Origin of the sequence: Legionella spiritensis, assembly GCF_900186965.1 — a bacterium.
GTDB classification, from domain to species: Bacteria; Pseudomonadota; Gammaproteobacteria; order Legionellales; family Legionellaceae; genus Legionella_C; species Legionella_C spiritensis.
The window spans coordinates 877858-890405 of record NZ_LT906457.1 but is presented as its reverse complement, the minus strand read 5'-3'; the positions used below and the strand labels follow the sequence as shown (position 1 = coordinate 890405).

The following is a 12548-nucleotide window of genomic DNA, read 5'->3' as shown; positions in this document are numbered from 1 at the left end:
GGTCAAAATTAGCTACCCTTTTTCCTCCAGCGATTCCCAACGCTGATAAAGCCTGGTTAGTTTGGCCTCATCATCAGCCAGCTCCTGATTTATTCGGCTGATGGTCAGGGGATCCTGCTGATAGAACTCAGGATTAGCCATATCCAGTTGCCGTTTGGAAATTTTATCTTCCAGCGCTTCAATCTCAAGCGGTAAATTCGCAAGCTCCCGCTGCTCATTGAAACTCAGTTTTACCGAATTATCCCTGCGTTTTACAGATTTATCAGCCGTTGTCTCACGTTGTTGCCTTTTTTGCTGACGGTAATCGTCATACCCGCCGACGTATTCCCGAAATTCCCCTTCACCCTCATGAACTAAAATACTGGTCACCACCTGATTGATGAATACCCTGTCGTGACTGATCAATAACAGGGTTCCGGAAAAATCTGCCAGCATGGTTTCGAGAAGCTCCAGAGTCTCAATATCCAAATCATTGGTCGGCTCATCGAGCACCAGAAAATTAACCGGTTTTGCAAACAGTCTGGCAAGCAGCAGGCGATTGCGTTCTCCACCGGATAACGTAGACACTTGCTGATTAAAACGTTCCGGTGAAAATAAAAATTCCTTTAAATAGGAGGCGACGTGCTTTTGTTTGCCATTGACCGTCACGTAATCCGCCCCATCGGCGACATTGGCCATGACCGTTTCCTGCTCGTTCAGTTGCCGCCGCAATTGATCAAAATAGGCGATATCCAGAGACGTTCCCCGACGGACCGTACCGCTATCCGGTTCAAGTTCCCCTAATAAAACCCGTACCAACGTGGTTTTGCCACATCCGTTCGGGCCGATAATACCTACCTTGTCACCCCGGGTCAGTAACAGGGAAAAATCACGCAACAATGTTTTTTCCCCTAATTGTTTGGTCACATGGCTGGCCTCAATAACCAGCGCGCCGGAACGGGATACGTCCAGTTGCATGGATTTCGCTTTGCCGACTTCCGCCCGTCGTGCCCTGAATTGTTCACGCATGGCTTTCAAGGCCCGTACCCGTCCTTCATTGCGCGTGCGTCTGGCCTTGATACCGGTGCGGATCCAGGCTTCCTCATCACTCAAGCGTTTATCAAACAGATCGTTGTGCTTCTGCTCCGCCATACGCATGGCTTCCCGGCGATCAAGATAGGTATCGTAATTGCAATCAAAGGTATATATCTTGCCCCTATCCAGCTCCACAATACGATTGGCGACCTGACCTAAAAACTCGCGGTCATGGGTCACCACCAGCAAACTGCCACGATAGGATTTCAGATAGGATTCCAGCCATTCGATGGCATTGATATCCAGATGGTTGGTAGGTTCGTCGAGCAACAACAGATCGGGCGCCGCAATCAGGGCCGCCGCCAATAACGCGCAGCGTTTCATGCCGCCCGATAACCGGCTCATCACCGCCTGGGGATCAATATCGAGACGACTGGCCATCATCTCAACACGCGGCAGAATATCCCAGGCTTGCAGCTCATCCATCCTGATCTGGCATTTGGCCAGAGCGGCTGAATCGTTAGCAAGGGATAAACGATGAAACTCGGCGAGAACCTCGCCTGCCTGACCAAGACTTTTCACCAGAAAATGATAAACCGATTCCTCACCCGAGATCGGTACCTCCTGAGTAAGACCGGCTACCCGAATCCCTCCCAGACGATTCATTTGACCGCCATCAGGCAACAACGTCCCTTGCAATAAACGCAGCAGGGACGATTTACCCGCTCCGTTACGCCCGACTAAGGCAATGCGATCCTGCGGCTGGATCTGCCAATCGACCTTATCCAGTAAAAGATGGCCGCCTACTTGCAGAGTCACACCATGGAGTGAAAGTATACTCATAGAAAAAACCTGTTTACATCAATCAGCGTCAAGCTTTGTTTCCATGCCAATCAGGCAATCAACCCGACACATCTATTTTTTTATCACCAGCTGCCTTTCCTTTTGGGTCAGATTAAACAAAGACAACACATTCATTCCCAACAAAATCGTATCACTCTTGTTATCCGGCAAAATAACCCCCTTGATGTTGGTCAAGTGAAAATCTCCGAACACCAGGGTATCCATTCGGGTCAGTAATCCGGTCATCGAGCCATTAGCCGTTTCCAGCCGGACAGGGTATCTGCCCGTAAGGTGCAACCTGTCAGCAATAGATTGAGGAATCGCGACCAGACTGGCTCCGGTATCCACCATAAATTCAACCGGCTTATCATTAATATAGCCCTTAATGCGATAATGACCCTGAGAGTCCGCGTCAATCATGACCTGGCCATGTTGAACCTGATAACCGCCCTTCTCATCCCCACTGAAAAAATAAAAAAAAGCGAACAGCAGCCCGAATAATATCAGCCAGGCGATAACAAACATGTTTCGCCCGGTACGGGCGTAACCCTCATTGTCCACTTATTTCGGTGATGTTTCGGGTAAAACAAGTACCCCATCCATTTCAACCTGGGATCCTCTTGGCAAGGCAGACACCCCGATAGCCGCTCGTGCAGGAAAAGGTTCCGTAAAATAGCGGGTCATCGCTTCATTGACCAGAGGAAAATGATTCAGATCGGTCAGATACACATTTAATTTAACAATATTCGCAAGACTGCCGCCGGCCGCTTCACACACGGCGGTTAAATTCTCCAGAACCTGGTTAATCTGCAAGCGAATCTCCTCGCTGCATAATTGCATGGTTTCAGGATCAAGCGGAATTTGTCCTGACAGGTATACGGTATTACCACAACGAATAGCTTGACTGTAAGTACCTATAGCGGCCGGCGCCAGGTCGGTATGGATAGCTTGCATAAATCTACTCCCCTTGTTTTTTTCGATAAAGGCGCATGACCACCTTGTTGGCCCGTAAACGCCTCATTACCCTTGCCAGGTGGGTACGGTCACGCACGCTGATGGAAAAAGTCACCGCGTTATGGCGTCCATCACGCGGATCCACATTAATATTGCCAATATTGGACTCCGCCTCGGCAATCGCCGTAGCCAGGGCTGCGAGAACGCCACGTTGATTGGCCACATCCACTGTAATATCAACCCAGTATTCCCCTTCAACCTGCTCATCCCAGCGCAGTGAAATAAACTGCTCCGGATGGCTGCGAATCTGATTGACTTGTCGGCAATCACTGGCATGGACAATAATACCACGACCTTGTTGAAAACGTCCGACAATATTATCACCCGGAATAGGTTGACAACATTCGGCGAAATTCACAACCATCCCTTCCGTTCCCTTAATGGCAAGAGGCTTGCTGGTTTTACCCGTTTTTTCAAGCTCGGGGCTTTCCTGATTGATAACCAGACGTTTCGCAATCACCATGGGCATCTGATTGCCGATACCAATGGCATATAGTAATTCATCGGCTGATTTGTAATGAAGATCATGCAGCAGCGCCTGTAAAGATTCGGGAGGAACTTTAGCATAGTCGCTGCCAAGTTCCATCAAAGACTGCTCAAGCAGGCGTTTTCCCAGAACGATGGATTCCGCATGCTGCTGGCTCTTTAAAAAATGGCGGATATTACTGCGGGCTTTTCCGGTCACCACGAAGTTAAGCCAGGTCGGGTTGGGATGCGCACTTGGCGCTGTGATGATTTCGACGGTCTGACCATTGGTCAGGGGCATACTTAAAGGCACCAGGCGCCGGTTAACCTTGGCCGCCACACAACTGTTACCTACCCCCGAATGGACCGTATAGGCAAAATCGACCGGTGTCGCACCTTTTGGCAGCTCCATAATGTGGCCTTTGGGGGTAAACACATAAATTTCGTCCGGAAACAAATCAATTTTCACATTTTCGATAAATTCGAGCGAATTTCCCGTACTGCGTTGCATTTCCAGCAGACGCTGCACCCACTCGCGGGCGCGTAGCTGCGCCTCGTTCACTTCCAGACCGGAGGATTTGTAAATCCAGTGCGCGGCCACACCATTTTCCGCCACGCTGTCCATATCACGTGTCCGGATCTGCACTTCCAACGGCACGCCATAAGGTCCAAACAACGTCGTATGCAAGGATTGGTAGCCGTTTGCCTTGGGTATTCCTATGTAGTCCTTGAAACGCTGCGGAACCGGTTTGTACGTTCGATGCAACGCACCAAGCACCCGATAGCAGGAGTCAATGTCCTCGGTAATAACCCGAAACGCGAACACGTCGGTAATTTCCGTAAACGATGCTTTTTTCTGGCGCATCTTGCGGTAAATACTGTACAAATGCTTTTGCCGGCCAAACACGTGCTCGTAAGGAATGTTAAGTTGCTGCATGGCCTTTTGCAGATCCTGCTCAATTTTCCCGGTTAATTCCCGGCGGTTTCCCCGTGATTTTTCCACGGCCGATTTAATGGCGCGATAGCGCAGGGGATAAAGCGCCTGAAACCCCAAATCCTCAAGACCGGTATAAATGGCGTGCATACCCAGGCGATTGGCGATTGGTGCGTAAATTTCCAGTGTTTCAATGGCGATGCGCCGCCGCTTGACGGAAGGCATCGCGCCTAGCGTTTTCATATTGTGAAACCGGTCGGCCAGTTTCACGATGATCACTCGAATATCCTTGACCATCGCCAAAACCATTTTACGGAAATTTTCCGCCTGAGCCTCGGCACGCGATTCAAATTTGATTTTGGTTAATTTGGTCACGCCGTCCACCAGGGCGGACACTTCCTCGCCAAATTGCTGGATGAGTTCGTCTTTGCTGATAGAGGTGTCTTCCACCACATCATGGAGCAAGGTAGCCATGATGGTCTGGTAATCGAGACGCATACGCGCCAGAATCAGGGCGGCAGCGACAGGGTGGGTAATATAGGGTTCGCCGGAACGCCGCATTTGGCCATGGTGGGCTTTTTCCGCCACCAGGTAAGCTTGATAGCACTTTTCAATATAGGGTTGCTCAAGATAGCATTTAAGCTCTTCATCCAACTCCTTAAAGTAGCTCACGCAGCACTCCCCTCGCTTCAATAGACTGCCAATTTCATGCGGGCCACAGCTCTCTGGTTGAACATTAAGCGATGTTGCCACTCATCCGGAAAGTATCAATGGTCACTGTTCTTCAGAAACCGCAAATATCCATTAATACCCCTGTCAGGAACGACCATATCCGGTTCATTTTAAACATTAAATTCTTCACAACCCTCATCCTGAGATTCCTGGATCCCTCGGTCAAGCCGAGGGACGTAGTGAGCCGCTTTAAAGACTTAAGTAAGTGCCATCAGGCGCCTCGCCCGACCTGCGCCTTTTCTAAATAATTATTGTCGTTCAACCTGAACTCAGATACGGCCGGTTGCCAAAGGTTTCAATATACCGCCTGTCCTGTTACAAAATCCCGTCTCAGCTTTTCTCCAGCATCTCGGGTGTAATCAAACCTTCGGCGATTTCCCGCAACGCGACAACGGTGGGCTTGTCATTCTCCCACTCTACCAATGGCTGCTCACCACGAACCGCAATGTCCCTGGCACGTTTTGTAGCCACCATGACCAGTTCAAAACGGTTTGCCACATGCTCCAAACAATCTTCTACCGTTACACGTGCCATAATATAAACCTCCGGAAGCGAATAAAGCATAATTCCACATCGAATCATGCCGACTTGCAGCCGGAGTATATCGCAACCCGGCTACGCAATAAATTGGTCAAAATACTCTATTTTACTGCGAAGAAAGCAGGAAAGAAAGTAATTTTCCAGCCTTTTCCGATTGACGCTTGAGCGTCAGGCGGTTCGCACGAACAATGGCCTGCAAATCCATCGCCGCCTGGTTAAACTCGTCATTAATGATGAGGTAATCAAATTCGGAAAAATGGCTTAATTCATCCTGGGCACGCTGCATTCGTGCGGCTATCACCTTGTGATCATCCTGCCGTCTCTCCTCAAGCCTTTTTTTCAAAACGGTCAGGGAGGGAGGTACTACAAAAATGCTGACGGACCGGGGATAAATATGCCTGATTTGCTGTGCGCCCTGCCAGTCTATATCCAAAACCACGTCCTTCCCCTCGTCCAGCAGTCGGTTAATCTGTGCCACAGAAGTACCGTAATAATGGTTAAACACCACCGCATGCTCCAGAAAATCATTTTCATTGATCATGTCAAGGAATTGATCCCGGCTTACAAAAAAATAGTCAACCCCATCCTGTTCACCAGGACGTTGAGGTCGGGTAGTATGAGAAATAGAGACAGCGATATCGTCGAGAGATTGAATCAGTTTTTTAACCAGACTGGTTTTTCCTCCTCCGGAAGGCGCTGCCACAATAAACAAATTTCCCTGGGATGAATCGGTCATATACTCACTCTATATTTTGAATTTGTTCTCGCATTTGTTCAATCAACACTTTCATTTCAATCACACAGGACGTCAGCGCCGTCGACTCGGATTTCGAGCCCAACGTATTCGCTTCACGATTTAATTCCTGCATAAGAAAATCAAGACGACGCCCCATTACTTCAGTATCGCTCAATACTCGAGCGACTTCCAGTAAATGGGTGTTCAAGCGGTCCAGTTCCTCACTGACGTCCAGACGCGTTAACATCAAGGCGATTTCCTGCTCCACTCGCGGACGCTCCGTATCCAGCTGCAGCGCATGCAAACGAGTCAGCATTTTGTCCCGTAGTTCCGCTATTGAAAAGCTGGCTTGTGATTTCGCTTTGTCTACCTCTTCGTGCATCAGTTGCAAGCGGCCTTGCAAATGACTTTCCAATGACTTGCCTTCCTCGGCACGCGACACAATCAATTGCTGTAACGCCTGTTGAAAGACCATTTTAACCTGCTCGCGGATCCCATCCATATCAACCGGACTGCATTGCACCACACCCGGCCAGGACAAAACGCCTGACAAAGTCAGGTCATTAGCCAGATGTTTATTAACCGCCAGTTCCTCACCAACGTGCAAAAGAGAATGAACCATCCCGTAATTAATGGCAAGGGATTGGGAATCAGACGAGCCGTCCGTGATTTTCAGCTGACATTCAATTTTACCGCGGTGGCATTGTCCGCGCAGTTGATTGCGCAATTCCGTTTCAAGAAATCGCCACGCCTCCGGTAATCGAAAGGAAATATCCAGATACCGATGGTTCACGGAACGAAGCTCCCAGCAAATGGTCGTTTCGTTAAATTGCGTTTGTGATCGCGCAAAGGCGGTCATACTATATATCATAATAATACTGACTAACCATAAATTGCAGGTGCGGCGACTATAACCTAATTTTGTACAAATGCAAGTGCGGGTGCGTCACCACATCAAGCGGGTGCATCGCGACATCAAAATGAGTTATACTCCATCATTTTTAGCGAGGATTCACCATGCGACCCAGTAATCGCGAAGCCAATCAATTACGCCCGATAAAAATCACCCGCCAGTATACCCAACATGCCGAGGGCGCCGTCCTGGTTGAATTTGGCCATACCCGCGTACTGTGCACGGCATCCGTTATTGACGGTGTGCCTCGCTTTCTCAAGGGAAAAGGTCAGGGATGGGTCACGGCGGAGTACGGCATGTTACCGCGTGCCACTCATAGCCGTACGGAACGCGAAGCCAGCAGGGGAAAACAAGGCGGCAGAACCCTTGAAATCCAGCGTCTGATTGGCCGATCCCTGCGGGCCTGCATCGATTTGAAAGTATTGGGCGAGCATACCCTGACACTGGATTGCGACGTCCTGCAAGCAGACGGAGGCACTCGCACGGCCGCCATTACCGGCGCCTGTGTCGCGATGAGAGACGCGCTATCCTGGATGGTTGCCCGTGACAAGCTGCGCAAAACACCGGCTTTCCAATACGTGGCTGCCGTTTCCGTAGGGATATACCGTGGACAACCCGTTCTTGATTTGGACTACGCGGAAGACGTTCTGGCTGAAACGGATATGAACATCGTCATGAATGAAGCGAGCCATTTCATTGAAGTGCAGGGTACGGCCGAAGAGAAATACTTTGATAGAAAACAACTCAATGACATGCTTGATCTGGCTGAAAACGGCATCAGGGAATTGATAGATATTCAGAAAAATGCCTGATCAGATCCCGCGTTTCACAAGGGTTACGGATATCGTAGCCCTTCAAGAAGCGCAGCGGATTGCGGGATTATTAAAACAACGCCTTGTTCATAGCCACATCCCTCGCCGTGTGCTTGGCAATCAGGTTATCATGCACCAGTTGCGTCAAATGTTGATCCAGAGTCTGCATGCCCTTGGCCTGTCCCGTCTGTATGGAAGAATACATTTGCGCGACCTTATCCTCACGAATCAGGTTTCGAATAGCGGAATTACAAATCATGATTTCAAGAGCGGCCACCCGCCCGCCTCCTGTTTTCTTCAACAAACTTTGCGCGATAACAGCCATTAACGATTCCGATAACATGGATCGCACCATCGATTTTTCCTCGCCGGGAAACACATCAATGATCCGGTTAATGGTTTTCGTGGCGGAATTGGTATGCAGGGTTCCAAAGACCAGATGCCCCGTTTCTGCCGCGGTCATCGCAAGACGTATGGTTTCCAGATCCCGCAACTCCCCCACCAGAATAATATCCGGGTCTTCCCTCAGCGCGGAACGCAGTGCCGCGTTAAAGCTATGCGTATCCCGATGTACTTCCCTCTGGTTTACCAGGCATTTCTTGCTCTCGTGGACGAACTCGATGGGATCTTCCACCGTCAGGATATGTTCATATCGTGATGAGTTGATATAGTCAATGATTGCCGCCAACGTGGTACTTTTTCCCGAACCTGTCGGTCCTGTCACCAGAACCAGGCCTTTGGGATACGTGGCAATTTCGGTAAATATCGACGGTAAATTCAATTCCTCCATACTGAGAATTTTGGATGGAATGGTTCGGAATACCGCGCCTGCCCCACGCGCCTGGGTAAACGCGTTCACCCTGAAACGGGCCAGATTGATAATTTCAAACGAGAAATCCGTTTCCAGGTGTTCCTCGTATTCCTTGCGTTGCTTATCGTTCATAATGTCATAGATAATTTTAATGACATCCTTGTGCTCCAGGGCAGGGACATTGATTTTACGCAAGTCGCCATCGACTCGAATCATGGGCGGCAATCCTGCGGACAGATGCAAATCCGATGAATTGTTTTTAACGGAAAACGCTAGCAACTCGGCAATATCCATATTCAGTTTCCTGGATCAATCAGGTTTATTCCTAAAGATTAGCTTACCAGACCCTGTTTTTAAAGTTGTATTCCGAATGAAATGAATATCCGCGCCGAAAATTGTTATAATGGCCAATACTCTGATATCGTTGGCGTTTTTACTGCCTTGACCTTACCATGACATCATGACTATCGCCGACCGAATACTTCTTGTTCAGCAATCGATCATACAAAGTGCGAAACGCCAGGGTAGAAACCCGGGCGATATTCGCCTGATTGCCGTCAGCAAAGGCCAGCCGGCTACCGCTATTCAACAAGCCTTCGCATGCGGATTAAACGAGTTCGGAGAAAATTACTGGCAGGAGGCGAAAAGCAAGATCGATATATTAAAGAAACTACCGATAATATGGCATTTCATCGGTCTTGTGCAAAGTAACAAAGCGGCTGACATTGCGACCCATTTTGATTGGGTGCATACTGTTGACCGTGAGAAAACGGCGGCGTATTTAGCCCGATACCGACCAGCAGACAAACCGCCTCTTAATGTATGTATTCAGATCAACCTGGATGATGAGCCCGGCAAATCGGGCATAGCGCCGGCTGAGGCGCAAGCGCTGGCCACTTTTATTTTACAATGCCCGACATTGAGGCTGCGAGGATTGATGGCCATTCCCAAACCGCATTGCGATGAAAAACGGCAATACCAAAGCCTGTTAAGGCTGGCGCGTTTACTGGAACAAATCAATCAACAATATCCTGAGCGGCTGGATACCTTGTCCATGGGCATGAGCGATGATTTACAGGCGGCAATCCGGGCCGGCAGCACCATGGTTCGGGTCGGCAGAGCCATTTTTGGAGAACGAGGTTAAACGATGAATATTTCATTTATCGGCTACGGCAATATGGCACGTGCCATTATAGACGGATTACAAACAAACCATACTCACAACTTGTCCGTCGCATCCCCTTCCCTGCAACCGGGTCGTGACGAACATTTCACCACGGATTGCGACAATCTTGCGGTTATAAAAGATGCGGATGTCATCGTTCTGGCTGTCAAACCGGCAAAAATGGGTGACGTTTTAACTCAAATTGGCCATGACATTCCTGAACAAGCCGTATTGGTCTCGGTAGCGGCCGGTATCGACCTGGCCTGGATCGCGTCTTTCTGTAACGAAAAACAAGCCATCGTACGCGCCATGCCGAACATCGCCTTATCCGCAGGAAAAGGAGCCACGCCGCTGGTTGCCAATGAACACCTGGATATACTGCAAAAAAAACGGGCGGAAACCATTTTCAACGGAGCAGGTATTATCCGGTGGCTGGACGATGAATCATTATTAAACGCCTACACAGCCGTTTCCGGCAGTGGTCCCGCCTACGTTTTTTTATTTGTTGAAGCCATGACCAGGGCTGCTGAAAAACTGGGTTTGGACAAGGAAGCGGCTCTATCATTTACCACGCAAACCATTCATGGCGCGTTGGCTCTCATGGAACAAACCGGTTTATCGGCTTTTGAACTGAGACAACAGGTCACTTCGCCGGCCGGGACAACAGCGGCGGCCATCGCCGTCCTCCAGCAGCGGGAGTTTGACACCATCCTTTTAAAAGCCATGCACGCCGCGTGTGAACGCGCCAAACAATTGGGATCTATTGACATGAACAAGGAATAGCAAAAAAATTGAGGGTTTCTCAAGTGGCCGCTTCCGCCGTCTTTAGGTCTACTGGCAGCCATTTTACAGTTTATTTTATGAGGGGGTGTTATGGCAGGCTTTATATCTGTGGGTTATTTTCTTACCAATCTGTTTTTTTCAGTGGTTCTGTTTTTATTCTGGATAAGAATTTTTCTCCGTTATTTTCGTATCAGTTCACTGCATCCCGTCAGTCAGGCTATCAATACGTTCACCAATCCAGTCATCCGTCCACTGGAACAGTTAATTTATGGTAAAAACGCCGCCCCTCGACGTTACGACTGGGTAAGTCTGGTATTGATCATTATCATTGAGTTTCTCAAATTTGCCTGCCTGAGTCTGGTGGTTTACGGTGCGGTCATGCCCGCTTCGCTTCTGGCTCTCTTTGTAGCGGCCGACCTGGTTGTTCAACCCTGCAACCTGATGTTTTACATGATTTTAATCCGGGTTATTATGAGCTGGATCAATCCGGCCTGGCAACATCCGGTTGCCGAGGTTTTGGCTATTGTCACCAGACCTTTGCTGATATTAGGACGGAAAATTATTCCCGATATCTCCGGTTTTGATTTTTCTCCTTTCATTATTATGATTATTCTGAAAGTCATTACCCTGTTTTTAAGCGCATCCATGCCATTACCGCTTCTGTAAAAAAGAGCGGAAAATCTCCACTATCAGCAGAAGGAGCTATACTAAAATCAGATTGAGCAGATTCAGGGGAGTCTCTCTCATGATAAAACAAACCTTGACCACGCTGGGTCTTGCAACCGTTTCATTGAGTGTCTTTGCGGCACAGTCGGTGTACTGTCCGCAACGTTCCGGTTACATCAACGTCGGCATGACGCAGGAACAGGTTCTCAACGCTTGCGGGCAGCCGCTCAGCAAACAGGAATCCAATACGCCGGTGACAGAAAAAGTTCCGGTGCAACAGTTAATGTATAACAACCAGGGAGCACCCAAGGCGTTTTATGGCGTCTGGGCCATTCCAGTCGGTAACAGCAACACCGGCTTTGCCCAGCCTTTCGGCAGTAATACGGGCGGTGCGCAATTACAGGTTGACATTACCGACAACAAGGTCAGCGGCGTCAAAATCAATGGCTCCGACGCCAATGCTTTCTCCATATGCGGCGGCACCAGTATTCAAATAGGTGATCCGGCCAGCAAGGTTTATGGCGCCTGTGGCGATCCGTCTCTCACCAACAAGACGTTTATTAACAAGCCCATACCCAGCACCCAAAAACCCGAAGTCTGGGTTTATCAGCCCGGCCAATATCAATCTCCGGTCAGCTTGACATTTGTTAACGGCAAATTACAATCCATCGATTAACGGTAAAAATACCCGGAGCCGCCCCGGTGAAACAATAGACTTCTTTCCAAACCCGTGGCAGGGAGGGAAAAAGTGACATGATCCGGGGCAAACGCTATTTAATTATTATCAGGAAATATTCCCATGAGCGAAACAATTGACGACTTAACGATCGCCTACTCGGAAAACGGGTTGGAAACGATCAAGGAACTGGACAAGGAAATCCTGTCCAAAGGTGCGTGGACTACCATTATGTTTCGCTATCAGGACTGGGATAATGGCAAACAGGCTTATGGCCCGGTTAAATATTCCATCAGACGTTACCAGAAACGTAACAATCAATACTGGATGAAATCGAAATTTAATATTTCCAGCGAGGATCAGGCGCAAAAAATTATTGAGATCCTCAACAAGTGGCTCACCAAAGACACGCCTTAGTTCTTTCCGGCAATCCTTCATAGCCAG

Annotated in this window: 14 protein-coding genes; 6 read left to right on the top strand and 8 right to left on the bottom strand. The window is 49.0% G+C overall.

What is annotated here, in order from left to right; all coding sequences use genetic code 11:
- Nucleotides 1–12: 12 nt before the first annotated feature.
- The 7 genes from CKW05_RS04115 to CKW05_RS04085 all read right to left on the bottom strand — a co-directional run bounded on the left by CKW05_RS04115 (nt 13) and on the right by CKW05_RS04085 (nt 7149).
- On the bottom strand, nt 13–1857 hold the full coding sequence (locus CKW05_RS04115) for an ATP-binding cassette domain-containing protein (protein WP_058484058.1): 1845 nt from the start codon (nt 1855–1857) through the stop codon (nt 13–15).
- A gap of 72 nt (nt 1858–1929) precedes the next feature.
- Entirely contained in the window at nt 1930–2382 is a 453-nt protein-coding gene (locus CKW05_RS04110; protein WP_095140698.1) for a retropepsin-like aspartic protease family protein, read from the bottom strand.
- Between the two features lie 36 nt (nt 2383–2418).
- Complete coding sequence (locus tag CKW05_RS04105; RefSeq protein ID WP_058484060.1) at nt 2419–2811, bottom strand: RidA family protein; 393 nt, start codon at nt 2809–2811, stop codon at nt 2419–2421.
- Between the two features lie 4 nt (nt 2812–2815).
- Nucleotides 2816–4942: a bifunctional GTP diphosphokinase/guanosine-3',5'-bis pyrophosphate 3'-pyrophosphohydrolase gene (gene spoT, locus CKW05_RS04100; RefSeq protein ID WP_058484061.1), complete on the bottom strand. Its 2127-nt coding sequence runs from the start codon at nt 4940–4942 to the stop codon at nt 2816–2818.
- 390 nt (nt 4943–5332) lie between these two features.
- Entirely contained in the window at nt 5333–5536 is a 204-nt protein-coding gene (rpoZ, locus tag CKW05_RS04095) for a DNA-directed RNA polymerase subunit omega (RefSeq protein ID WP_058484471.1), read from the bottom strand.
- Between the two features lie 112 nt (nt 5537–5648).
- Nucleotides 5649–6278: a guanylate kinase gene (gmk, locus tag CKW05_RS04090; RefSeq protein WP_058484062.1), complete on the bottom strand. Its 630-nt coding sequence runs from the start codon at nt 6276–6278 to the stop codon at nt 5649–5651.
- A 4-nt stretch (nt 6279–6282) separates the two neighbouring features.
- Complete coding sequence (locus tag CKW05_RS04085; protein WP_058484063.1) at nt 6283–7149, bottom strand: YicC/YloC family endoribonuclease; 867 nt, start codon at nt 7147–7149, stop codon at nt 6283–6285.
- Between the two features lie 146 nt (nt 7150–7295).
- Between CKW05_RS04085 and rph the strand changes: the two genes are divergently transcribed.
- Complete coding sequence (gene rph / locus CKW05_RS04080; RefSeq protein WP_058484064.1) at nt 7296–8003, top strand: ribonuclease PH; 708 nt, start codon at nt 7296–7298, stop codon at nt 8001–8003.
- 70 nt (nt 8004–8073) lie between these two features.
- On the opposite strand, the gene CKW05_RS04075 is transcribed toward rph, so the two are convergent.
- Nucleotides 8074–9108: a type IV pilus twitching motility protein PilT gene (locus tag CKW05_RS04075; protein WP_058484065.1), complete on the bottom strand. Its 1035-nt coding sequence runs from the start codon at nt 9106–9108 to the stop codon at nt 8074–8076.
- Nucleotides 9109–9274: 166 nt separating this feature from the next.
- Between CKW05_RS04075 and CKW05_RS04070 the strand changes: the two genes are divergently transcribed.
- From CKW05_RS04070 to CKW05_RS04050, 5 genes are all read left to right on the top strand, one after another.
- The gene (locus tag CKW05_RS04070) at nt 9275–9958 is read left to right on the top strand and encodes a YggS family pyridoxal phosphate-dependent enzyme (RefSeq protein WP_058484066.1); all 684 of its coding nucleotides are present in this window, start codon (nt 9275–9277) and stop codon (nt 9956–9958) included.
- Between the two features lie 3 nt (nt 9959–9961).
- Nucleotides 9962–10762 (top strand): pyrroline-5-carboxylate reductase, encoded by an 801-nt coding sequence (gene proC, locus CKW05_RS04065; RefSeq protein WP_058484067.1) that lies wholly within the window; start codon nt 9962–9964, stop codon nt 10760–10762.
- A 90-nt stretch (nt 10763–10852) separates the two neighbouring features.
- Nucleotides 10853–11428 carry a YggT family protein gene (locus tag CKW05_RS04060; protein WP_058484068.1) on the top strand — a complete coding sequence of 192 codons (576 nt, stop codon included), beginning with the start codon at nt 10853–10855 and terminating at the stop codon, nt 11426–11428.
- Between the two features lie 79 nt (nt 11429–11507).
- The gene (locus CKW05_RS04055; RefSeq protein WP_058484069.1) at nt 11508–12104 is read left to right on the top strand and encodes a DUF2845 domain-containing protein; all 597 of its coding nucleotides are present in this window, start codon (nt 11508–11510) and stop codon (nt 12102–12104) included.
- 123 nt (nt 12105–12227) lie between these two features.
- On the top strand, nt 12228–12521 hold the full coding sequence (locus CKW05_RS04050) for a hypothetical protein (protein ID WP_058484070.1): 294 nt from the start codon (nt 12228–12230) through the stop codon (nt 12519–12521).
- Nucleotides 12522–12548 lie beyond the last annotated feature (27 nt).